Origin of the sequence: Actinacidiphila oryziradicis (genome assembly GCF_005047355.1) — a bacterium.
GTDB classification, from domain to species: Bacteria; Actinomycetota; Actinomycetes; order Streptomycetales; family Streptomycetaceae; genus Actinacidiphila; species Actinacidiphila oryziradicis.
Genome location: NZ_SUMC01000002.1, coordinates 53165 through 76784, shown reverse-complemented (window position 1 = coordinate 76784; position 23620 = coordinate 53165). Strand labels below are relative to the sequence as shown.

Here is a 23620-nt window from a genome sequence, read left to right as displayed (position 1 = left end):
CGGCCCTCCGCCCGCCCCACCGGTTTTCCGGCGCCCGGGCGGACGGGTTAGGCCCTGTCCGGCAAACCCCGCCTGCCCCGCGGCGCTCCCCCAGCCTGGCGGCTGGGAGGTGCCCCCACCAAGCTCTCGGCTCCGCTCGAGCAGGGGGGACCCCCATCGCGTCGCTTCCTTCCTCCGCCTTGCGATCGCAGGCACCGGACCCCGCTCCTTCTCCCGCGGAGATCGCCCGGACAGGACCTAGAGCCGCCCTGCCACCGCGTCGAGCAAGCGGTCCACATCCGCGGTCCCGTTGTAGAGATGAAACGCCGCCCGCAGACGCCCGCCCCGCGTCGCGACGAAGATGCCGGCATCGGCGAGTGGCGCCGCGAGCCGCCCGAGGCCGGGCACAGCGACGATCGCGCTGCCGCGCGAAGGGGCGTCAAGGCCGAGCGAGGCGAGCCCGGCATGGAAACGCTCGGCGAGAGCGACGTCATGGGCGCGGATGGCGTCGATGCCGAGCTCTTCGACGAGGGCGAGTGACCGGGCAGCCCCGAGATAGGGAAGGTAGGACGGGGCGGAGTCGAACCGCCGGGCGGAGGAGGCGAGGCTGCCCTCGGGGATCGGGCCGTAGAGATCGGCCCAGATGTCGTCGGCGTTGTACCAGCCGGCGAAGTGGGGGGAGATCCCGTCCTCGGAGCCTTCGCGGACGGTGAGGAGGGAGACGCCGCGCGGGCAGAGAAGCCATTTGTAGGCCCCGCAGACCACGTAGTCGAAGCCGTCGGCCTGCAGGGGCAGCCATCCCGCGGCCTGGGTGGCGTCGAGGAGGACGCGGGCCCCGGCGGCCTCGGCGGCGTGCCGGAGGGCGGTGAGATCGGCGGTCCGGCCGTCGACGGACTGCACTGCGCTGACGGCGACGAGATCTGTCCCGGGCCGTACGGCGTCGGCGAGCCGTTCGAGGGGGACGGAGCGCAGCTTCACGTCGTGCCGGGTGGCGAAGGGGGTGACGAGCGAGGCGAAGTCGTCGTCGGCGATGAGCACCTCGGCGCCCTCCGGCAGGGCCGCAGCGATCAGCCCGACGTGGGCCGAGACAGTTGAGCCGACCGCGACACGGTCGGGGGGCACATTTGTGAGCCGGGCGTACGCCCGGCGCACGGAGTCCACTGCGGCCTCGGCCTCGGCGAAGGTGGACCGGCCGGAGGTCCAGGCGTCGGCGCCGTGGTGCAGGGCAGCGGCGGCGCGCTGCGGGCCGATCCCCAGCGAGGCGGTGTTGAGGTAGGTGATTCCGGGTTCGAGCGCGAATTCCGCATCGACAAGTTCGGCGAAATTGGTCTCCATGAGCCATCAGCGTGACGCGGCCCGGTGCCGAAGTCCACAGTGCGCGCGGCGTGCCGTCGACACCGACGGCACCCTCGTGGCCAGCGGCAGAGGTTCGCTGAAACGATTCTTCAGTCGGTGTGCGTGGTGCTGACCAGCCGGTTGCGGGAGCGCCCCATCATCTCTTCGCGCTCGTCCTCGGTCAGCCCACCCCAGACCCCGTAGGGCTCGCGGACCGCCAGAGCGTGGGTAGCGCACTCCGCTCGTACGGGACAGCGCATGCACACCTCCTTCGCCGAAGCTTCGCGCGCACTGCGGGCGGCGCCTCGCTCCCCCTCGGGGTGGAAGAACAGAGAGCTGTCGACACCGCGGCAGGCGGCGACCAGCTGCCAGTCCCAGAGGTCGGCGTTCGGGCCCGGGAGGCGGGAGAAGTCTGCCATTGCTCATCTCCTCATGAGGTGGGCTGCGTGTGCGGGTGGTGAGAGGTCGTGTGAGGGCAGCTGCCCCGACGGTACATCTACTATCGAAGTAGATGTAAATATGATTCATCACATCTTCTGTATCGAAGTCCCGCCATACAGGCAAAAAGCAGCCAAACCGGCAAACCATTACATTTCCCCCCGGTTGGCGGGGGGCACGCCGGGGAAGCGGGCGCGCGATGTGCTCCCGCGCGGGGCCCGGTGCGCCTACCGGACCTGCGGCCTAGTCGGTGAGTGCCGGAACGCTCACATAGAGTGCTGGAGGCGCCTGCCAAACTTCGTAACTCTTTCGAGTGAGGGTCGTTAGGAGTGCGGAAGTGCTTGACGGTGGGGCCAATCGGGCGGGTGCCCGAAGCCGTCAGCCCCACTGGTGACGATTCGTACAGCCTGGAGGCTCAACGTGACGCGGATCAGCTGCGGAGGACGGTCATGACTTCCGTCCTCGTCTGCGACGACTCCCCGCTTGCCCGAGAGGCCCTGCGCCGCGCGGTGGCTACCGTGCCCGGCGTCGAGCGCGTAACGACCGCGGCCAACGGCGAGGAAGTCCTCCGCCGCTGGGGTGCGGACCGCTCGGACCTCATTCTCATGGACGTGCGCATGCCCGGCCTCGGGGGTGTGGAAACGGTACGGCGGCTGCTGTCCGCCGACCCCGGGGCGCGCATCATCATGCTCACCGTCGCCGAGGACCTGGACGGTGTCGCGCTCGCTGTGGCGGCCGGCGCCCGTGGCTATCTGCACAAGGACGCCTCGCGCGCCGAACTGCGGGCCACGGTCACCCAGGCCCTGGCCGACCCGACCTGGCGGCTGGCTCCGCGCCGGCTTCGCTCGGCGGAGATGGGCGCGGCCCCGACGCTGACCGCCCGCGAGATCCAGGTTTTGGAAGGTATGAGCCATGGACGGTCGAACGCCGAGATCGGCCGTGAACTCTTCCTCTCCGAGGACACCGTGAAGACCCATGCCCGTCGGCTGTTCAAGAAGCTCGGCGCCTCGGACCGGGCGCATGCCGTCGCGCTCGGCTTTCGCTGGGGCCTGGTCCGCTAGGGCCTGTCCGGCCGATCATGGGCGTTCGAGCCATCGTTCATGATCGGCCGGACACGGTCCGGGAGCGCCCGCCGACGCTGGTGCGGCTGTGAGCTGACTATGCACTTACCCTGCGCGTATCCGGTTTCCCGGGAGAGGACGCATGCTTGATGTATGGAATTCCTCGGGGATGGGCGGGCGGGGTGGCGGGTGCATGACATGACGGCTACGGGTGCGATCTCTCATAACGCTTCGGAGCAGAAGTCCGGCTGGGATGCGACGGATCGTCCTGCGGCGAGGCACTATGGACGGATGCGCGACGAGGCGACCGGCAACAGCACAGTCATCGGTGCTCTGGTCCGTCGCGCCGTCGACGGCGACGAACGGGCGACGCACGACCTATTGGCCCAGGTACATCCACTGGCCGAGCGTTACTGCCGCACCCGGCTCAACCGGCTGCCCGGCGACGCGCGCCACTTCGTGGACGACCTCGCACAAGAGGTCTGCCTCGCCGTCCTGTGCGCGCTGCCGCGCTACCGGGACCAGGGGCGGCCCTTCGAGGCCTTCGTCTTCGGCATCGCCGCCCACAAGGTCGCCGACCTCCAGCGGGCCGCGATGCGCGGGCCCGGCAGCACGGCCGTCCCCTCGGACGAGATGCCGGAACAGCCGGACGACTCCCTCGGCCCCGAGGAACGGGCCCTGCTGAGCAGCGACGCCGCCTGGGCGAAGAAGCTGCTGGCCAATCTGCCCGACAACCAGCGGGAGCTGGTGCTGCTGCGGGTTGCCGTCGGCCTCACGGCGGAGGAGACCGGACAGGTGCTCGGCATGTCGCCGGGGGCCGTCCGGGTCGCCCAGCACCGGGCGCTCAGCCGGTTGCGGGCGTTGGCGGAGGAGACGGCGGACGCCCTCACCCGCCGGGCGGGCTGAGTTCTGTCCTCCGGACGGGCTCGGTCTGTCCTCCGGACGGGCTCGGCGTTCTGTCCTCCGGACGGGCTCGGTCTGTCCTCCGGACGGGCTCGGCGTTCTGTCCTCCGGACGGGCTCGGCCCATACGGCCCTGGCGCAAAACACGCCCCAGCGGGCCGGAAGCGCGGGCCGGGCCGTAGGCGTACCCGGCACCCGGCGGAGCCATTAGCATTGAACATCTCGCCGGGCAAGACCATTGGGAAGGTGTCATGTCGCTGAACGCCGACGGAGCAGCCGAGAAATTCGGACTGCTCGGACTCACCTACGACGACGTGCTGCTGCTCCCGGGCGCGTCCGACGTGGTGCCCAACCAGGTCGATACGTCCTCCCGCATCACCCGGAACATCAGCGTGAACATCCCGCTGCTGTCCGCCGCGATGGACAAGGTCACCGAGGCTCGGATGGCCATCGCGATGGCCCGCCAGGGCGGCGTCGGCGTACTGCACCGCAACCTCTCCATCGAGGACCAGATCAACCAGGTCGACCTGGTCAAGCGCTCCGAATCCGGCATGGTGACGGACCCGATCACCGTCCACCCGGACGCCACGCTCGCGGAGGCGGACGCGCTCTGCGCCAAGTTCCGGATCAGCGGCGTGCCGGTCACCGACGGCGGCGGCAAGCTGCTCGGCATCGTCACCAACCGCGACATGGTGTTCGAGACGGACCGGGCCCGCCAGGTGCGGGAGGTCATGACCCCGATGCCGCTGGTCACCGGCCGGGTCGGGATCTCCGGCGAGGACGCCTTCGAGCTGCTGCGCCGCCACAAGATCGAGAAGCTGCCGCTGACCGACGACGAGGGCCGCCTCAAGGGCCTGATCACCGTCAAGGACTTCGTCAAGGCCGAGAAGTACCCCGGCGCCGCCAAGGACGCCGAGGGCCGCCTGCTGGTCGGCGCCGCGGTCGGTGTCGGCGACGAGGCGTACACCCGTGCCCAGGCGCTGGTCGAGGCCGGTGCCGATTTCCTCGTCATCGACAGTGCGCATGGCCACAGCCGCGGCATCCTCGACATGGTCGCCAAGGTCAGGGCGAACATCCGCACCGAGGTCGTGGCCGGCAATGTCGCCACGCGTGACGGTGCCCAGGCCCTGATCGACGCCGGCGCCGACGGCATCAAGGTGGGCGTGGGCCCCGGCTCCATCTGTACGACCCGAGTCGTCGCCGGCGTCGGTGCGCCGCAGGTCACCGCCATCTACCAGGCCTCCCTCGCGGCCGGCCCGGCCGGCGTCCCGCTCATCGGCGACGGCGGCCTCCAGTACTCCGGCGACATCGCCAAGGCGATCGCGGCCGGCGCGGACACCGTCATGCTCGGCAGCCTGCTGGCGGGCTGCGAGGAGTCGCCGGGCGAACTGCTCTTCATCAACGGCAAGCAGTTCAAGTCCTACCGCGGCATGGGTTCGCTGGGCGCCATGCAGTCCCGTGGCCAGGCCAAGTCCTACTCCAAGGACCGCTACTTCCAGGACAACGTCCTCTCCGAGGACAAGCTCGTCCCCGAGGGCATCGAGGGCCAGGTCCCCTACCGCGGCCCGCTCTCCGGCGTCGTCCACCAGCTCATCGGCGGCCTCCGCTCCTCCATGGGCTACGTCGGCTCCGCGACCGTCCCCGAGCTGAAGGCCAAGGGGCGCTTTGTTCGGATCACGGCCGCCGGGCTCAAGGAGAGCCACCCGCACGACATCCAGATGACCACCGAGGCGCCTAACTACTCCGCGCGCTGACGTTGCCCTCGCCGGGCTGGCCGGTGCGGCGCCGGGTGGCCCCGGCGCCGGGGTTGCCGATCCTCCCCCAGCTACCTCCCCCAGCCTTCGGCCGGGAGGTGCCCCCAGGAGGTGCCCCCCGCAAACGCCGGACGGGCGCACCTCTTGTTTGCCACCCTCGCACCGGAATCGGCGCGCCAGCACCGGGGACACCCTGCCGCGCCGGTCCAGCCGGACAAACGCAAGCCGCGCCGGGCGTACCCGGCATCGTCCCGGCCTGCCCGGCGAGGGCAGCGCGGGGGATACTGGGGACCGCAGACCGCAAGGAAAGGCACACGCTGTGACTGAGATCGAGATCGGACGGGGCAAGCGAGGCCGCAGGGCCTACGCGTTTGACGACATCGCGGTCGTCCCCAGCCGGCGCACACGGGACCCGGAAGAGGTCTCGATCGCCTGGCAGATCGACGCCTACCGCTTTGAGCTGCCCTTCCTCGCGGCGCCGATGGACTCCGTGGTGTCCCCGGAGACGGCCATCCGGATCGGCAATCTCGGCGGCCTCGGCGTGCTGAACCTCGAAGGCCTGTGGACGCGGTACGAGGACCCGGAGCCGCTGCTCGCCGAGATCGCGGAGCTGGACGACGCCGCCGCCACCCGGCGCCTTCAGGAGATCTACGCGGCCCCGATCAAGGAAGAACTGATCGGCCAGCGCATCAAGGAGGTGCGTGACGCGGGCGTGGTCACCGCCGCCGCGCTCTCGCCGCAGCGGACGGCGCAGTTCAGCAAGGCCGTGGTGGACGCGGGCGTGGACCTGTTCGTGATCCGGGGCACCACCGTGTCGGCCGAGCATGTCTCCGGCTCGCACGAGCCGCTCAACCTGAAGCAGTTCATCTACGAGCTCGACGTCCCGGTGATCGTCGGCGGCTGCGCCACATACACCGCGGCGCTGCACCTGATGCGTACGGGCGCGGCGGGCGTACTCGTCGGCTTCGGCGGCGGCGCGGCGCACACCACGCGCAGCGTGCTGGGTATCCAGGTGCCGATGGCGACCGCGGTGGCCGATGTGGCCGCAGCCCGCCGGGACTACATGGACGAGTCCGGCGGCCGCTATGTGCACGTGATCGCCGACGGTGGCTTTGGATCCAGCGGTGACCTCCCGAAGGCGGTCGCCTGCGGCGCCGACGCGGTGATGATGGGCTCCCCGCTGGCCCGTGCGACCGACGCGCCCGGCCGTGGATTCCACTGGGGCATGGAGGCGGTCAACACCGAGCTGCCGCGTGGCAAGCGTATGAACCTGGGCACGGCCGGTACGACGGAGGAGATCCTGCTCGGTCCGTCGCACGCGCCCGACGGGTCGATGAACTTCTTCGGTGCGCTGCGCCGCTCCATGGCCACCACCGGCTACAGCGACCTCAAGGAGTTCCAGCGCGTCGAGGTGACGGTGTCTCCGACGCACCACCGCTGACCTGGCGGAGGTAGTAAGGGCCCGGATTCGCGGACGCGGTCCGGGCTTTTACCGCGGAGGACAAGGAGAAACTCTCATGACCCATTCGCGTCCGGCGGATCTGCCCGCAGCCTGGGCCGGTACAGCCGTCACCGTCGTCATACCGACCTACAACGAAGCGGCCAACCTGCCCCGTATCGCCGGACTCGTCCTGGCGTTGCCGCTCCCCGGGCTCCACCTCAAGATCGTCGATGACTCCAGCCCCGATGGCACCGGGCGCGTCGCCGAAGAACTCGCCGATGCGGCCAACGCAGGCGGTCGCAGACGCATGAGCGTCCTCCACCGCACCGCCAAGGACGGCCTCGGCCGCGCCTACGCCGCCGGCATGACCGCCGCCCTCGGCGAAGGCGCCGCCTTCATCGTCCAAATGGACGGCGACGGCAGCCACCCCGTTCATGTCGTCCCCCAAATGCTCGGCACCGCCCTCGCCACCGGCGCCGACTTTGTCGTCGGCAGCCGCTACGTCGACGGCGGCTCCCTCGCCGAGGACTGGGGGCTGCACCGCCGCCTGCTGTCCAAATGGGCCAATTTCTACGCCGGTACGGTGCTGTCGACGCGAATCCGCGACATCACGGCCGGCTTCAATCTCTGGAGCGCCCGGACCCTCCGCGACGTCGACCTCTCCACCCTGGGCAGCGCCGGCTACAGCTTCCAGGTCGAGCTCAAGTTCAGGGCGACTCGCATCGGCCACAACGGGGTCGAGATTCCCATCCGCTTCGAAGAGCGCACCGAAGGAGTCTCCAAGATGAGCTTCGGTACCCAGATCGAGTCCGCCCTTGTGCCTTTGCGCCTGCGCCTGCGCAACCGGGACTGAGCGCCCGGCGGCCTGGTCCTTTTCGAACTCGACCGGCGCACTCGCGCTTCATATCCAGCCGCCAGGAGGCCAACGGCCTCACCATGGCCCCAGGCCGTGCCCGGACGGTCATCGGCGCCCGCCGCGCCGGGGCACTTCTGGCCGAAGGCTGGGGGAGGCTGCTCGTGTCCGCTGACCGGCAGCCTCCCTTTTGCGGGCCGGAGCGGGCGCGGCGGTCAGGTGCGTCCGGTGTCGCTTGTCGGCCGCAGGATCGGCTCGCGGACCATGGCGGTGATCTCGGCGGCGGCGTGCTCGGCGCGGCCGGGGCGGCGCAGCAGCCGCTCCAGTGGGGGGAAGCCGACGCTGCCGACGCGGGTGTCGTCGACACCGGTGCGGCAACGGACGACCAGTTCACTTCCGGGGGTGTAGACGGCGTGGGTGACATCCGCCCACGGGAGGTGACGGGTACGCCCGAGACCGCGGACGTGCAGTCCGGCGGAGTCGGCGGTGATCCGCCAGGTCATCATCCGGAGGCAGACGCTCACCCAGTACACGCCACCTACCGACCAGATGGGCAGCTGCCACCACGTGTGCGAACTCGTGAAGAGCGTCCCCAGCAGCATGAGGCTCACGACGAGGAACACTGCTCCGACCGAGCGTGCTACCGGTCCCGCTTGCCAGCGGACCGGTCCGGTGGCGGGAGTCATCGTGGCGAGGGCGTTCTGGACGCGGACCTCGGCGGCCCGGAGGTGTGCGGCGGCGCGGTCTGTGCCGGGACGGTCTGTGCCGGGCTTGCCGGCGGCGGGGGAGCCGCGCCGTATCGGGGACGCGGTGGCCTCGACGAGCCAGTGCCCGGATTCCGTGGCGCTCGCCAGGATCAGCTCACCGCCCTCGTTCGGTGTGCCGTAGAGCAGGGCCTGGCGCAGTGCCGTGCGGGTGTGGACGTGGGGCCTGTAGCTCAGCACCGGGCGCAGCGCAGCCGTGTCGTGGGCGGCGAATATCTCCGTACGGCCCTGATGGTGGCGGGCCAGGACGCGCAGTACCGGGACGGGGGCGTGGCGCAGCGCGGCCGCCCGGCGGCCGGAGAGCAGGCCCGAGCCGAGCAGGGTTACGCCGAGCCCGGCGAGTGTGAGGGCGAGGGACTGGCGGCCGGTGTGGTCGCCGTAGGGCTCGGTGGCGAGCCGCAGCCAATCGCCGCGCACCAGTACGGGCACGGTGCTGCCGGCGCGATAAGTGCCCTGGGTGTCGAACCGGTGCCGTGTGCTGTCGGGGAGGCGGACGGTGATGGTGTAGTTGTCGGTGTCGTAGGCCACGACGCGGGCGTTCTGCGGAGTGGCCGTACGGGCCAAGCGGTCGTCCGCCCGGTTGGCCACGACGACGGTCGTGATCAGGGCACCGGCTGCCGCGCACAGGATCGCCCCCGCGATGCCGTGGACCAGGCCCCGGCGCCAAGCGCGGACGTCGTTCGTCGCGGGGGCGGGGGCCGTGATGCCGCCGGCCGCGTCGAGCACGAGCGAGCGCCGACGGCGGCGCGTCCGTAGTCGCGCCACGACGGCCGCCCAGCCCCAGCACAGCGCCGCGACAACGATGGCATCCGCGATCTTCTCGGCCCGGCCGCCCTGCCACACGCCGGGATTCGCCATCCAGAACAGCAGCAACGGCGCCGACACCAAAGCGAATTCCGGCAGCACAAACAGCCACACCAGGTGTGGCAGGAAGAGCATGGCCCCGGCCGCATCAAGCCACTGCGCCCCACAGGGCGCCGCCACTGTGCACACCGTGCCGGGCGACAACATCACGGCAGCCATGATCACGGCCACCAGCAGCACCGCTGCGGGCCCCACCGGCCGCGCCCACGCGGGCACCCGGGCGTTCGCCCACCGCTCGGCGTCGGCGGACACCCAGGGGCGCGCGGGCACATCCGCGTACGGCACTGAACTCGGCGTCATCCGCGCATTATGGCGGTCACGACTGTGCGTCCCCTGCTCAGGGTCAGCCGAGTAAGAGGCCGCGCGAATAGGTGGGGTGGAGGAAGGTGCGGGCACCTCCCGGACGGAGTCTGGGGGAGAGTCGTTGACCGACACCCCGGGCCCCTTCTACAGCCGGGTCGCAGCCGCCCCCGCCGGGGCGGCGCCTCGCGTGTCGAGCAGGAGCTGGGCCTTTACGGCGAGGCCCTGCAGGTCGTACGTGCGGTGGTGCTGCAGCAGCACCGTGAGGTCGGCGTCGGCGGCGGCGTCCCAGAGGGAATCGGCGCGGGGGACGGGGCGGTCGAGGAGGTGCCAGGTGGGGGCGTAGGGGTCGTGGTAGCTGAGGTGGGCGCCCATGCCGGCCAGGAGGGTGCCGATTTCGCGGGCGGGGGCGCCGGTCTGGTCGGGGAAGTCGGCCTTGTAGGTGACGCCGAGCAGGAGCACTCGGGCGCCGCGCAGTGATTTGCCGTGCTCGTTGAGGAGGGCCGCGGCCCGCTGGACGACGTAGCTCGGCATGCGTGCGTTGATCTGCTGCGCGAGCTCGACGAGGGGAAGGGGGAGCGGGAGAGGCCCGCCGGGGCCGCCGACGCCGGGGCCGGGGCGGAAGGCGTGGAAGCCGTAGGGCTTGGTCTCGGCGCAGCGGATGACGTCCCAGAGGTCGATGCCGGCGTCGTGGCAGAAGACGGCCATCTCGTTGGCGAGCGCGATGTTGACGTGCCGGTAGTTGGTTTCGAGGAGCTTGACGGTCTCGGCCTCGCGCGGCCCGCGGGCGCGTACGACGCGTTCGGCGAAGCGGCCGTAGAAGACGGCGGCCGCCTCGGTACAGGCGGGGGTGCAGCCGGCGATCACCTTGGGGGCGCCGGGGAAGCGGCTGGGGGAGTAGGCGAGGTGGAAGTCGCGGCCGGCCCGGAGGCCGGAGGTTTCGAGGATGGGTCGGAGCAGTTCTTCGGTGGTTCCGGGGCGTACGGCCGACTCGAGGACGACTGTGGTGTGCGGCCGCAGGTGCGCGGCGAGGATGCGGCCGGCGGCGGCGACGTCCGGGGTGGGTGCGCAGATGACGGCGGTGCGTACCCGGCCGAGTACGGCGGGTTCGGCGGTGGCGCGGAAGCCGTCCTTGAGCATGCGGCGTACGTCGGCGGCGGCCAGGGCGCCGGAGGGGATCCGGCCGGCGTTGATGGCGTCGACGGTGCGCGGGTCGGTGTCGTAGCCGATGGTGCGGACGCCGGCGGCGGTGGCGGCTTGGGCGAGGGGAAGTCCGGTGTGGCCGAGTCCGATGACGGCGAGGTCTGCGGGCATGGAGGTCCGTCCTCTCACGAAGAAACCACCAAATGGCTGCAAAACAGGCTAACCAGACATATAGCTGATATGACCGCACGCCGCGCCGATGTGCCGTGGATCTCCCCCGGATCCGCGCCTCTCTGGCTGGCCGTTCGCTCCCGGAGGGGTAAGCATCGAAAGAACGGGAACGCACCCTCCACCACAGGAGGCACTCGATGCGCACGGCGACACTCGGACCGGCGGAGCGCGATACAGCGCTCGCCCGGATGGCGGATCATGAACTCGACGTACTGGTCGTCGGCGGCGGAGTCGTCGGCGCCGGCACCGCACTGGACGCGGCCACCCGGGGCCTCAGCACCGGTTTGGTCGAGGCGCGGGACTGGGCGTCCGGCACCTCCAGCCGTTCAAGCAAGCTGATCCACGGCGGCCTGCGCTACCTGGAGATGCTGGACTTCCGGCTCGTGGCAGAGGCACTCAAGGAACGCGGGCTGCTCGTCCAGCGGCTCGCCCCGCACCTCGTCAAGCCGGTGCCCTTCATCTACCCGCTCCAGCACCGCGGCTGGGAGCGTCTCTACGCCGGGACGGGCGTGGCCCTGTACGACGCGATGGCGGTCGCCTCCCGCCACGGCCGGGGACTGCCCCACCACCGGCACCTCACCCGGCGGAAGGCACTGCGGATCGTTCCATCGCTGAAGAAGGACTCCCTGGTCGGCGCGCTGCAGTACTACGACGCCCAGGTCGACGACGCCCGCTATGTGACCACCCTGATCAGGACCGCAGCCTCGTACGGCGCACAGGTCGCCAACCGGTCCCGGGTGATCGGCTTCCTGCGGGAGGGCGAACGCGTGGTCGGTGCCAGGGTGCAGGATGTCGAAGGGGGAACCGAGTACGAGGTCAGGGCCCAGCAGGTGGTCAACGCCACCGGTGTGTGGACGGACGACACCCAGGGGCTCATCGGCGAGCGAGGGCTCATCCACGTCAAGGCGTCCAAGGGCATCCACCTGGTCGTACCGAAGGACCGCATCCACTCCTCGAGCGGGCTGATCCTCCGCACCGAGAAGAGCGTGCTCTTCGTGATCCCCTGGGGCCGGCACTGGATCATCGGCACCACCGACACCGAATGGAACCTCGACAAAGCGCACCCAGCGGCGTCCAGCGCAGACATCGACTATCTGCTGGAGCACGTGAACTCCATCCTCAACGTCCCCCTCACCCGGGACGACGTCCAGGGCGTCTACGCGGGGCTCCGCCCGCTGCTCGCCGGCGAGTCGGCGGACACCAGCAGACTCTCGCGCGAGCACAGCGTGGCGCACCCCGTGCCGGGGCTCGTGGTCGTCGCCGGCGGCAAGTACACGACCTACCGGATCATGGCCAAGGACGCCGTCGACGAGGCCGTCCACGGGCTTGACCACCGTGTCGCCGAATGTGTCACCGAAGAGATCCCCCTGCTCGGCGCGGAGGGCTACCACGCCCTCTGGAACGCCCGCTCCCGCATCGCCGCCCGCACCGGGCTCCATGTCGCCCGGGTCGAGCACCTCCTCAACCGGTACGGCACCCTGGCCGAGGAAGTCTTCCAGCTCATCGCCGACGACCCCTCCCTCGGCCATCCGCTCGCCGCCGCCGACGACTATCTCCGCGCCGAGGTCGTCTACGCCGCCTCCCACGAGAGCGCCCGGCACCTGGACGATGTCCTCACCCGCCGCACCCGGATCTCCATCGAGACCTTCGACCGCGGCACGCTCAGCGCGCGCGAGGCGGCCGAGCTCATGGCGCCGGTGCTCGGCTGGGGCAAGGAGCAGATCGAGAAGGAAGTCACCCACTACGAGAAGCGGGTCGAGGCCGAGCGCGAGTCCCAGCGTCAGCCCGACGACCTCACGGCCGACGCGGCAAGGCTGGGCGCGCCGGACATCGTCCCGCTCCAGTAGGACTCCGTCCCGTTCGGGCCCGTTTTCGCCGCTGCGGCCGGCGAAAGCGGGCCCGGAGCACCGTCAGCCGTTACGCGCGGTCGGCGACCGCCACGAGCGTGGTGGCGCCCCTGCCCGGCCGTCCCGGAGAAGGTCCGGCGGCTGACCGGAACTCCCGCACCCAGACCCTGGCGGTCCACGGCAGCAAGGGAACCAACTGCTGCTTCACGATCGTCCCTTCCGCCGACCACACCTTCAACGCAGCCACCGGTGACACCGTGACCTTGACCTTCGCCTCCACGTCCACCCCATGGGCAGGGGGACATTCGGCCCGGGCAAGGGGGCCGGATATCGTGCCCCTAAGCGTGTACGGGGGAGCAGGAAGGGGGCACGGTGTCCGATAGCACCGATCAGGGCCGACTGGTGGCGGGCAGATACCGCCTGCTGGAGCACATAGGCCGCGGCGGCATGGGCACCGTATGGCGGTCCGAGGATGAGCTGCTCGGCCGGCAAGTCGCTGTAAAACGTCTGCACGCGCCGCAGGCGCATATGCATGAGGACGAGCTGACAACGCTGTTCGAGCGGACCCGCCGGGAGGCGCGGAGCGCGGCGCGGATCAGCCACCCGAATGTGGTGACCGTCCATGACGTGGTGGACGACGACGGGCTGCCGACGATCGTCATGGAGTACGTGCCGTCCATCACGCTCGGCGAGCTGATCAAGAGAAGCGGCCCGGTGTCGCCCGCCGAGGCGGCCCGGATCGGCCGGGGCATGATCGCCGCCCTCCGTGCCGCGCACGAGGCAGGCGTGCTGCACCGGGACGTCAAGCCCGGCAATGTGCTGCTCGGCAAGGACGGGCGGGTCGTGCTGACGGACTTCGGGATAGCGCAGGCGTCCGGCACCTCCACGCTGACTCGCACCGGGGAGCTGATCGGGTCGATCGACTTCCTGGCCCCGGAGCGGCTGACGGGCGGGACGCCCGGGCCGGAGGCGGATCTGTGGGCGCTTGGTGCGACGCTGTTCCAGGCGGTGGAAGGGAACTCGCCGTTCCGCAAGGACACGGCGATCGAGACGGCGTACGCGATAGCGGCGGACGACGTGCCGACGGCGCCCAACGCCGGAGCGCTGGAGCCGCTGATAGCGGGCCTGCTCATGCGGGAGCCGGGGGAGCGCCTGTCGCTGGATGCGGCGGAGCGGCTGCTGCGGGCCCCCATGGCCGAACCGCAGACGGCGACGGGCCTGCGGGCCGGGCCGGCGCTGCCCCCGGCCTTCGGCCCGGCCGGTACCCAGGCCGAGGCATCGACGGACAGCTCGCCGACCGGCCCCACGGCCAGCGTCAAGAGCGCGTCGCGGAGCGACGGCGGCCGCGCCCGGCGCCGTAAGAGGGGCGTGTGGGTGGGGTCCGCCGTTGCCATCGCGGCCCTCTCGGCGGGCGGGGCGGTCCTGGCCACGAAGATCGGCGGCACCGGGTCCACCGCCCAGGCCGGGCGGCCCACCCCGACGGTTGCCCAGGCCGTGCCGCCCACCGCGAGCGCGTCCCCGGTGAAGACCACGCCGACCCCTTCCGCCCTGCCGAAGGTGCCCGCCGGTTACCGCCTGGCCAAGGAGCCGGGGCTCGGCTTTTCCGTCCCCGTACCGGACGGCTGGACGCGCCAGGCCAACGCCAACGGCCAGGACATCAACTACATCGACCCGACCGGCCTGGTCGGGCTGAAGATCAGCGTCCTGGACTACGCGAGCCCGGACCCCGTCCAGCACTTCAAGGACGTCGAGGCCCAGCTGACGGCCGCGTCCAACCCCGACCGGTTGCAGGGCTACCAGCAGTTGCGCCTGCAGGCCACCAGCTGGCGCGGACAGGCAGCCGCCATCTGGGACTTCACCTTCACGGGCAAGGTTCGCAACTGGCGCGCCGCCGACCTCGGCTTCGGCAAGGAGGGGGGCCGTGACTACGCCGTCTACCTCTCCGCGCCGGATGCCGAATGGGCAACGTACAGGCCGGTCTTCGACAGCGCCGTCGCCGGGCTCCGGCTGACCGGATAGCCGGTAATCGCTGGCCAGCGGCCTGAAAATCTGTCTGGAATCCCGTTGTCCGTGGCAGTACGGTGCCCATGGGCAGCGGCGGTGTACATGACCGCGTCCGGGTTCAGGGATGATGGAGGTCTCATCCTGTGGGGGGCGGCGCAACGCCGGTTGCCGACGCACCATTTCCAGCGACTGCAGAGGGAATTCATGGGCCAGGCGCAAGGCACCGACGGACGTCTCCTCGCCGGCCGGTACCGGCTCGGAGGGGTCCTCGGCAAGGGCGGCATGGGCACAGTGTGGCGGGGCGTCGACGAAACCCTCGGCCGGACCGTCGCCGTGAAGGAACTCCGCTTCCCGCACAACATCGACGAGGACGAGAAGCGCCGCCTGATCACCCGCACCCTGCGCGAGGCGAAGGCGACCGCCCGGATCCGGGACACCGGAGCCGTCACCGTCTTCGACGTCGTGGAAGAGGACGACCGGCCCTGGATCGTCATGGAGCTGGTCGAGGGCCGGTCGCTGTCCGACGCGATCCGCGAGGACGGCCCCCTCACTCCCAAGCGCGCCGCCGAGGTCGGGCTCACCGTCCTGAACGTGCTCAAGGCGGCTCACAAGGAGGGCATCCTCCACCGCGACGTCAAGCCGTCCAACGTCCTGATCGCCAACGACGGCCGGGTCGTGCTCTCCGACTTCGGCATCGCCCAGATCGACGGTGATCCCTCCGTCACGTCCACGGGCATGCTCGTCGGCGCGCCCTCGTACATCTCCCCCGAGCGCGCCCGGGGCCAGAAGCCCGGGCCGCCGGCCGACCTGTGGTCGCTGGGCGCGCTGCTCTACGCCTCCGTCGAGGGCCGTCCGCCGTACGACAGGGGCTCGGCGATCGCCACCCTCACCGCGGTCATGACCGAGCAGCCGAAGGCCCCGGTCAACGCCGGACCGCTCACCGAAGCCATCCACGGCCTGCTCGTCAAGGACCCGGCCCGGCGGCTCGACGACACCGCCGTACGCCCGCTGCTCACCGAGATCGCCAACGCGCCCGAGGCCCCTGTCGCCCCGGCACCCGACGTGACCCGGGCCATGCCCCTCCCCGCCGACCCGCAGCCCACCCCGACCGACGCCCCCGCCACCACCCGCGAAAGCTCCGCCGACCAGACGAAGATCCGCAGCGCGCTGAGCTCGGTCCGGGCCGCCAAGCCGAAGTCCAAGCCGAAGCCGGATCCGGCCCCGGCGGCCCCGGGCGCCGTCCCTCCGGCCGCCCCGGCAGCCGGGCAGTCGCGCAAGCGCGTGGCGGTGATCGCCGCGATCGCCATTGCCCTTGCCATCCTGGGCACCTCGATCGGCTTCGTCCTCGCCAACGCAGACGACGGCAAGGGCAAGAAGACGGGCTCCGGCTCCAAGGCGAGCGCGAGCCAGTCGGCGACGAAGTCGGCCTCGCCGTCCGCCGGCGCATCCGGCTCATCAGGGACCGGCAGTAAAAGCGGCAGCGGCAGCAGCGGTGACACGACCGGCAGCAATAGCAGTGGCAACTCGGGCAGTGGCAACTCGGGCAGTGGCAGTTCGGTGCCGTCGGGCTTCACCGTCGTGACCAACTCGGCGTTCCACTTCTCCATGGCGATGCCCGACGGCTGGAAGCAGACCGGCACGGCCGGCGCGAGCTCCGGCGTTATATACAGCGCCGGCGGTGGATTCCCGCGCGTACAGGTGGACTTCACCCCAACGCCCGGCAAGGACGCGGCGGCTGCCTGGCGCGCCGCAGAACCCGGCGTGAGGTCCAACAGCACCGCGTACACGCTGATCTCCATCAAGAAGATCAGCTTCAACGGCTACCGCACCGCCGCCGACTGGGAGTTCCTCCGTACCCAGGAAGGCACCAAGGTGCACGTCGTGAACCGCGGATTCGTCACGGATGACACCCACGCCTATTCGATCATGTTCTCGGCGCCCGCCGGTGATTGGAACACCGCCAAGGTGGAGAAGATGCGGGATACCTTCTACAAGACCTTCAAACCGGCCAAGTGATAATGGTGCGGCACGTATTGTGAGTCCCTGCGGACTGTCCGCATTCAGATTGCCTCCGGATTCTGACCGGAACTGACGCTTTTTGGGGAGGCGTCGTGGACGACTACGCGGGACGGGTACTCGCCGACCGCTACCGCCTGCCCAGGCCCCCGGCCGATGAGTACGAGCTGGTCGAGACCCGTGCCTTTGACACGTACAGCGGTCAGGAGGTGCTGGTCCGCCAGGTCCTGCTGCCGGAGGTGGTCGGCGCCGAGCCCACCGGCCTCGCTGCCGGGCCGGACGACCCCGGCAGCGACAGTGCCCGGCGCGCGCTGGACGCAGCACGCGCCGCCGCCGCGATACCCGACCACCCCCGCCTGGTGCAGGTCTTCGACATCTTCATAGACGGCGGCAGCCTCTGGGTTGTCAGCGAACTCGTCTCCGCCCGCCCGCTCGCCGCGCTCCTCGCCGACAAGCGGCTCTCCCCGTACCGCGCCGCCGAGGTCGCCTCCGACGTTCTCTACGCGCTGCGCGCCGTGCACGCCCACGGCTGGACGCACCGTAACGTCACCGCCGCCACGGTCCTCGTCTGCGACGACGGCCGCGCCATGCTCACCGGGCTCGCGGTCGGCGCCGCCCAGGAAGCGCTCTGCGGCTACGACCCCGTGCCGGAGCCCGCCCACGCCATGGTCTCCGGCGGCTCCGGGGCCAGCTGGAGCGGCCCCGACTCCGTACTCGAGCTCGAACGCGCCCGCCAGGCCCGGATCACCGTCATCGGCCCCGTCACCGAGCGCTGGGCGCCCGAGCAGGCCGCCGAAATACAGGACGCCTGGCAGCTCGCCCCGCCCGTCGGCCCCGAAGCGGACCTCTGGGCGCTCGGTGCGCTGCTCTTCCGCAGCGTCCAGGGCCACCCCGCCTTCCCCGAGGAAAGCACCGCCGAACTCGTACAGCTCGTCTGCGCCGAGCCCCCCGCCTTCGCCGAGGAATGCGGGCCCCTGCGCCCCATCGTCGAGTCGCTGCTCCGCCAGGACGCCTCCGAGCGCCCCGACTTCGAAGAACTCGGCGGCTGGCTCCGCTCCCTGGTGCGCTCCGCCCCCGAGCCCGAACTCGGCGCCCACACCATCCAAGTGCCCGCCGATCCCCAGAAGCTGCCGATCGTACGGCGCCGCGGCGAGCTCGTCCGCCGCCGCAAAGCCGCTGCCGCCGCGGCCGCCGCCGAGTCCGCTGCCCGGCACCGGCACGCTCGCTCCAAGCAGCGGAAGCCCGCCGGCGCCCCCCGCAGCCTCGGCAAGCTCCTCGTCGCCGCCGTCTTCATCCTGCTCGCCGCCGTCGTCCTCTACGCCCTCGTCTTCATGCCGCGCAACGGCGCCTCCAACACCAGCGGCTCCGCCGACACCGCCCGGACGATTCCTGCCCAGGTCCCCGGCTCCGGCAACGACAAGCCCACCGCCACGTCCGCGCCCACCACCAAGGCGCCCTCCACCGCCGCCGCCACCCCGTCCAGCGCCCCCTCCACCGACGTCGGCAGCGACTTCCAACTCCGCACCGACCCCGCCGGTTTCTCCCTCGCCGTCCCCACAGGCTGGCAGCGCAGCGGCAAGAACTCCAGCGGCCAGATCCGCTACACCGGCGGTGACTACCAGATCATCGTCGTCCCCGGCCGCGACTCCGTCGCCGACTTCGGCAGCGACCCCCTCGCCTATCAGTCCACCTCCGAGAACGAACTCGCCGCCTTTCACTCATCCGACTGGTCGTCGGTATTCGGCACCCGCCGCCTCGACATGGGCGGCGTCGCCGCCGCCGAAGGCGAATACACCTGGCGTGAAGCGAGCGGCCGCGACGTCTACGCCAACAATCTCGCCATGATCCGGGGCGACAAGTACCACGTCATCCTTGTCGTCGGCCCCAGCGATCAGACTGCTGCCGTCAAGCGCTACTTCGACAAAGCCGCCGCGACCTACCGCACGACCGCCTGACCCGGCGGGGGGCTTACCCGGCCGCCTCAGGGCAGCCCGCGCCTGCGGTGGGCGTTCCCCCGCCCAGCCGATTTCCCGGCACCGGCGGGTGCGTTGGGGTGCGCCGCCCTCAGGATGCGGGCCTGTTGCCGCGTGCGGCTGTGGCGGGGCCCCGGGGGGACTGGACGTCCAATGGAACGGCTTCGCCGACGGGGGCGGCACGCGCCGGACGTACGACCTGTGCTGGACGGAGAGCGGTCGCCAGTACGACGTATGGGTGTCGTCGCCCATCGCCAAGGCCGAGCAGGGCCGGACCTATTTGGAGACGGCCGCCGCGTCGTTCCACGCCAGTGATTGATGGCATGTTTGTGTAACCCTGGTGTGAACTTGTTACCGGAGGGTATCCAAGACATGTTCGCCGGTCGTACCCTCGCCGCCATGACGGAGTCGCCGGAAAGCAGCAACGGCAACAGCAGCAGCACCAACAGCATCGGCAACAGCGACAGCAACCCGGTCGCCCCCGCCCCCGCAGGCGCGCGCACCGCGGCGGACGTTGTCACCCCCGACCTGATCGCCCGCCTCACCCGCGGGGTCGTAGGCAGCGGCCGGACGAGCAACCACAGCCCGCTGAACGGCGAGAAACTCGCCGACCTCCCCGAGGCCACCCCGGAAGAGGTCGCCACCGCCTTCGAGCGTGCCCGCGCCGCCCAGCAGGGGTGGGCGGCGCTGCCCGTCAGGCAGCGCGCCGCGGTGCTGCTGCGATTCCACGATCTCGTACTGGCGCGCCAGGCCGAGGTCCTGGACCTCGTGCAGCTGGAGACCGGCAAGGCCCGCCTTCACGCGCACGAAGAGCTGCAGCTGGTCGCCGTCACCGCCCGGCACTACGGACGCAAGGCCGCCGCCTACCTCAGGCCGAGGCGCCACACCGGAGCGATCCCCGTGCTCACCAAGGCTGTGGAGCTGCGTCACCCCAAGGGCGTCGTGGGCCACATCGTGCCCTGGAACTACCCCTTCGCGCTGGCCGCCGGTGACGCGCTGCCCGCCTTCGTGGCGGGCAACGCCATCGTCATGAAGCCCGACACCCAGACCGCCCTGACCGTGCTCTGGGCCCGCGAGCAGCTCATCGAGGCCGGACTGCCGGAGGAGGTCTGGCAGGTGGTGATCGGCGAGGGACCGGTGGTCGGCCCGGCTGTCGTCGAGCACGCCGACTATGTCTCCTTCACCGGCTCCACCCGCACCGGCCTCGATGTCGCCCGGCGCGCCGCCGCCCGCCTCGTCGGCGTCTCCCTGGAGCTCGGCGGCAAGAACGCCATGCTCGTCCTCCACGACGCCGACCCGGACAAGGCCGCCGAAGGCGCGGTCCGCGCCTGCTTCGCCTCCGCCGGACAGCTCTGCGAGTCCGTCGAGCGCCTCTACGTCCATGAGTCGGTCGCCGACGCCTTCCTGGAGCGGTTCACCGCCCGTACGAAGGCGATCAGACTCGGCACCGGCCTGGCCTACGGCGCGGGCATGGGCTCCCTGGCCGGCGACCGGCAGCTGGAGACCACGGCCCGGCACGTGGACGAGGCCGTGGCCAAGGGCGCCACAGTGCTCGCCGGCGGCCGTCCCCGTCCCGACGTCGGCCCCTACTTCTACGAGCCGACCATCCTCGACGGCGTCCAGCCCCCCATGGCCGTCTGCGCCGAGGAGACCTTCGGCCCCGTCGTCTCCATCTACCGCTTCACCGACGAGGACGAGGCCGTCGAACGCGCCAACTCCACCCCGTACGGCCTCAACGCCAGCGTCTGGACCCGGGACACCCGACGCGGCGGCCGCATCGCCGCCCGTCTGCACGCCGGCACCGTCAACGTCAACGAGGGATACGCCGCCGCCTACGGCAGCGTCCGGGCGCCGCTCGGCGGCATGGGTGAGTCCGGCCTCGGCCGCCGCAATGGCGCCGAGGGCATCCTCAAGTACACCGAGGCCCAGACCGTCGCCACCCAGCGGCTCCTGCCGATGGCTCCGTCGCTGGGCATGGACGACGCCCAGTACGCGACGTTCATGAGCCGTAGCCTGCGCGCCATGAAGACGCTGCGCCTTCGCTGACCCCTGGAGGTCCAGATGTCGTACGACTACGACGTGATCGTGATCGGGTCCGGCTTCGGCGGAGCCGTGAGCGCCCTGCGCCTGACCGAGAAGGGCTACTCCGTCGGGGTCCTGGAAGCGGGCCGCCGCTTCACCCGGGACACGCTGCCGAGGAACTCCTGGGACATCCGCAACTACCTGTGGGCCCCGGCGCTCGGCTTCTACGGCATCCAGCGCATCCATCTCCTCAAAAACGTCATGATCCTCGCCGGGGCGGGCGTGGGCGGCGGCTCACTGAACTACGCCAACACCCTCTACATCCCGCCGAAAGCCTTCTTCGAGGACCGCCAGTGGGGCCACATCACCGACTGGCAGTCGGAACTGGCCCCGTACTACGACCAGGCCCAGCGCATGCTCGGGGTACGGCTCAACCCGACCCTCACCCCCTCCGACATCCACCTCAAGGCGGCAGCCGAGCGGATGGGCGTCGGCGACACCTTCCACCTGGCGCCGGTCGGCGTCTTCTTCGGGGACGGCAAGGACGCCTGTGACGGCAAGGACGCCCGCGACGGCGAGGAAGCCGCGGTGAAGGCCGCGCCCGGCGCCGAGGTCCCCGATCCGTACTTCGGCGGCGCGGGGCCGTCCCGCCGGGCGTGCACGGAGTGCGGAGAGTGCATGACGGGCTGCCGCCACGGCGCCAAGAACACGCTCAACGAGAACTACCTCTTCCTCGCCGAGCAGGCCGGTGCCGTCATCCACCCCATGACCACCGTCACCGCCATCGGCGAGAACCCCGATGGCGGCTACGACATCGGAGCCGTCCCGACGGACAGGAAGCGGAAGTCCAAGCCGGGCGCCCTGCGTGCCCGGTACGTCGTCGTCGCGGCCGGCACATATGGCACGCAGACCCTGCTGCACCATATGCGCGATTCCGGCAGGCTCCCGGGCGTGTCGGCGAGGCTCGGCGAACTGACCCGTACCAACTCCGAGGCACTCGTCGGCGCACAGACGATCGACCGCCACTACGCGAAGAAGTACCCGGGCCGCAAGCCGGACTTCACACGGGGCGTGGCCATCACATCCTCGATCCATCCCGACGACCACACCCACATCGAGCCGGTCCGTTACGGCAAGCGCTCCAACGCGATGGGCCTGCTCTCCACCCTCCAGGTACCGGCGGACACGAGACTGCCGCGGGGGCTGGCCTTCGCCGTCACGACCCTCCGGCACCCGGTGCTGACCATGCGGGCGCTGTCCAACCGCCGCTGGTCCGAGCGCACCATCATCGGCCTGGTCATGCAGTCGCTCGACAACTCCCTCACCACCTACCGCAAGCCCCGCGGACCCGGGAAAGGCCTGCTCACCGCCAGACAGGGCCACGGCGCGCCCAACCCCGACCACATCCCCGAGGGCGCCCAGGCCGCCCGCCTGATCGCCGACGACATCAACGGCTTCGCCGGCAGCAACATCGGCGAACTCATCGGCACCCCGCTCACCGCGCACTTCCTCGGTGGCTGCCCCATCGGCGCGGACGCCGGCCACGGCGTCATCGACCCCTACCACCGGCTCTACGGTCACCCCGGCATCCATGTGGTCGACGGCGCCGCCGTCTCCGCCAACCTCGGCGTCAACCCGTCCCTCACCATCACCGCCCAGGCCGAGCGCGCGATGTCCCTGTGGCCCAACAAGGGCGAGCCCGACCCCCGTCCCGCCCAGGGGGAGGCATACGCACGCCTCACCGCGGTCGCCCCCCTGCACCCGGCGGTCCCGGAAGCGGCATTCGGCGCGCTGCGCCTGCCACTCCTCCCGGTGCCGCCGGTGCCGCCCAGGACCTGACGGCGCGGCCGGGCCGCAGGATTGTGTAAGAGGCCGCGCGCCTCTAAAGCCCGGCTCCGCCTCACCCGATCGGGCGTTGGATACCTGCCCCCGTGGCGCGAATGAGTATTGTGTCCTTCACAGAGCGGCCGGTCCCGGGCGTCCCCGGGACCGGCCGTCTCCTTGGGTTGTGACCGGGCTGCTGTCCCCTGCCGTCCGGTCACCCCACCGGAGCGAGGTCCCACGGCACGCCCGCGTCGCGGACGTGCGCATCGCTCCGGAGTTACGCCGCCCGGGCTGCGGCCGGGAGGATTCCACGCGTACTATTTCGGCCGACCGCTCCTGGCTGGTGCGGCAACCCTTCCAACGAAAGCGCTCCGGGCCGGTCACGTCCCGTACCCGTAATGCCCCCCGAACGGGCGATAGCGCGCCCCTGTCCGTGACACGGCTCAGATCCGTCCGCGGCACAGCTCCAGCAGCGTCATGGCCAATGTGGTCCCGGGCTTGCCCAGCTCACCGCTGTAGCGCGCGATGACCTCCATCTCGCGGGAGAGGTGCACCCGGCGCCCGCCGGACTCGATGCGGGCCTGCTGGATCTCCGCCGAGACCCCCGTCCTTTCCTGTACGAGGGCGATGATCCGGGCGTCCAGATCATCGATCCGGCCCCGCGCGGTGCTGATCTCCGTCGCGGTCTCTGTGTCAGTCATTGCCGTCTCCTTGGAGCTATGGCCCCGAGCCTGCCCGGAGAGACACAAAGCGCCCCGGGCCGAATGGCCCGGGGCGCCTGGTGAGGTCTGGGTTCTGTGTCTCAGACAGCACGACCATGGCAGCCGGACCAGCCGGTGCCATAGGTAAACGAGACGTGCGTGCTGCTG

The 23620-nt window shown here is 70.9% G+C and carries 17 protein-coding genes; 11 read left to right on the top strand and 6 right to left on the bottom strand.

What is annotated here, in order from left to right:
* Positions 1 to 237: 237 nt before the first annotated feature.
* Positions 238 to 1314, bottom strand: a complete 1077-nt coding sequence (locus FCI23_RS02585; RefSeq protein WP_136721782.1) for an aminotransferase class V-fold PLP-dependent enzyme — start codon at positions 1312 to 1314, stop codon at positions 238 to 240.
* Between the two features lie 110 nt (positions 1315 to 1424).
* A complete protein-coding gene (locus FCI23_RS02580; protein WP_136721781.1) occupies positions 1425 to 1733 on the bottom strand; it encodes a WhiB family transcriptional regulator in 309 nt (102 codons plus the stop codon).
* 468 nt (positions 1734 to 2201) lie between these two features.
* On the opposite strand from FCI23_RS02580, the gene FCI23_RS02575 reads away from it, so the two are divergent.
* The 5 genes from FCI23_RS02575 (at position 2202) to FCI23_RS02555 (ending at position 7763) form a co-directional block, all read left to right on the top strand.
* Complete coding sequence (locus FCI23_RS02575; protein ID WP_003948568.1) at positions 2202 to 2813, top strand: response regulator transcription factor; 612 nt, start codon at positions 2202 to 2204, stop codon at positions 2811 to 2813.
* Positions 2814 to 3104: 291 nt separating this feature from the next.
* Positions 3105 to 3719, top strand: a complete 615-nt coding sequence (locus FCI23_RS02570; RefSeq protein ID WP_136721780.1) for a sigma-70 family RNA polymerase sigma factor — start codon at positions 3105 to 3107, stop codon at positions 3717 to 3719.
* A 247-nt stretch (positions 3720 to 3966) separates the two neighbouring features.
* Complete coding sequence (gene guaB, locus FCI23_RS02565) at positions 3967 to 5469, top strand: IMP dehydrogenase (RefSeq protein ID WP_136721779.1); 1503 nt, start codon at positions 3967 to 3969, stop codon at positions 5467 to 5469.
* A 319-nt stretch (positions 5470 to 5788) separates the two neighbouring features.
* On the top strand, positions 5789 to 6910 hold the full coding sequence (locus FCI23_RS02560) for a GuaB3 family IMP dehydrogenase-related protein (RefSeq protein WP_136721778.1): 1122 nt from the start codon (positions 5789 to 5791) through the stop codon (positions 6908 to 6910).
* A 76-nt stretch (positions 6911 to 6986) separates the two neighbouring features.
* Positions 6987 to 7763, top strand: coding sequence for a polyprenol monophosphomannose synthase (locus tag FCI23_RS02555; protein ID WP_136721777.1), 777 nt, complete (start codon positions 6987 to 6989; stop codon positions 7761 to 7763).
* 215 nt (positions 7764 to 7978) lie between these two features.
* On the opposite strand, the gene FCI23_RS02550 is transcribed toward FCI23_RS02555, so the two are convergent.
* Complete coding sequence (locus tag FCI23_RS02550; protein WP_136721776.1) at positions 7979 to 9691, bottom strand: PH domain-containing protein; 1713 nt, start codon at positions 9689 to 9691, stop codon at positions 7979 to 7981.
* A 147-nt stretch (positions 9692 to 9838) separates the two neighbouring features.
* The gene (locus FCI23_RS02545) at positions 9839 to 11005 is read right to left on the bottom strand and encodes a nucleotide sugar dehydrogenase (RefSeq protein WP_136721775.1); all 1167 of its coding nucleotides are present in this window, start codon (positions 11003 to 11005) and stop codon (positions 9839 to 9841) included.
* Positions 11006 to 11202: 197 nt separating this feature from the next.
* Between FCI23_RS02545 and FCI23_RS02540 the strand changes: the two genes are divergently transcribed.
* Positions 11203 to 12912 carry a glycerol-3-phosphate dehydrogenase/oxidase gene (locus FCI23_RS02540; protein ID WP_136721774.1) on the top strand — a complete coding sequence of 570 codons (1710 nt, stop codon included), beginning with the start codon at positions 11203 to 11205 and terminating at the stop codon, positions 12910 to 12912.
* Positions 12913 to 12982: 70 nt separating this feature from the next.
* Here the strand turns inward: FCI23_RS02540 and FCI23_RS56120 are convergent, their stop codons facing one another.
* Positions 12983 to 13159: a hypothetical protein gene (locus tag FCI23_RS56120; protein ID WP_169316664.1), complete on the bottom strand. Its 177-nt coding sequence runs from the start codon at positions 13157 to 13159 to the stop codon at positions 12983 to 12985.
* Positions 13160 to 13284: 125 nt separating this feature from the next.
* Between FCI23_RS56120 and FCI23_RS02535 the strand changes: the two genes are divergently transcribed.
* The 5 genes from FCI23_RS02535 to FCI23_RS02515 all read left to right on the top strand — a co-directional run bounded on the left by FCI23_RS02535 (position 13285) and on the right by FCI23_RS02515 (position 22766).
* Positions 13285 to 14931 (top strand): serine/threonine-protein kinase, encoded by a 1647-nt coding sequence (locus tag FCI23_RS02535; protein WP_246143234.1) that lies wholly within the window; start codon positions 13285 to 13287, stop codon positions 14929 to 14931.
* A 189-nt stretch (positions 14932 to 15120) separates the two neighbouring features.
* Entirely contained in the window at positions 15121 to 16932 is a 1812-nt protein-coding gene (locus tag FCI23_RS02530; protein WP_136721773.1) for a serine/threonine-protein kinase, read from the top strand.
* Positions 16933 to 17027: 95 nt separating this feature from the next.
* Complete coding sequence (locus tag FCI23_RS02525) at positions 17028 to 18887, top strand: protein kinase (protein WP_136721772.1); 1860 nt, start codon at positions 17028 to 17030, stop codon at positions 18885 to 18887.
* Positions 18888 to 19304: 417 nt separating this feature from the next.
* Positions 19305 to 20951 carry a succinic semialdehyde dehydrogenase gene (locus FCI23_RS02520; RefSeq protein WP_136721771.1) on the top strand — a complete coding sequence of 549 codons (1647 nt, stop codon included), beginning with the start codon at positions 19305 to 19307 and terminating at the stop codon, positions 20949 to 20951.
* Between the two features lie 15 nt (positions 20952 to 20966).
* The gene (locus FCI23_RS02515; protein ID WP_136721770.1) at positions 20967 to 22766 is read left to right on the top strand and encodes a GMC oxidoreductase; all 1800 of its coding nucleotides are present in this window, start codon (positions 20967 to 20969) and stop codon (positions 22764 to 22766) included.
* 428 nt (positions 22767 to 23194) lie between these two features.
* Here the strand turns inward: FCI23_RS02515 and FCI23_RS02510 are convergent, their stop codons facing one another.
* Positions 23195 to 23500 (bottom strand): chorismate mutase, encoded by a 306-nt coding sequence (locus FCI23_RS02510; protein ID WP_265737714.1) that lies wholly within the window; start codon positions 23498 to 23500, stop codon positions 23195 to 23197.
* Positions 23501 to 23620 lie beyond the last annotated feature (120 nt).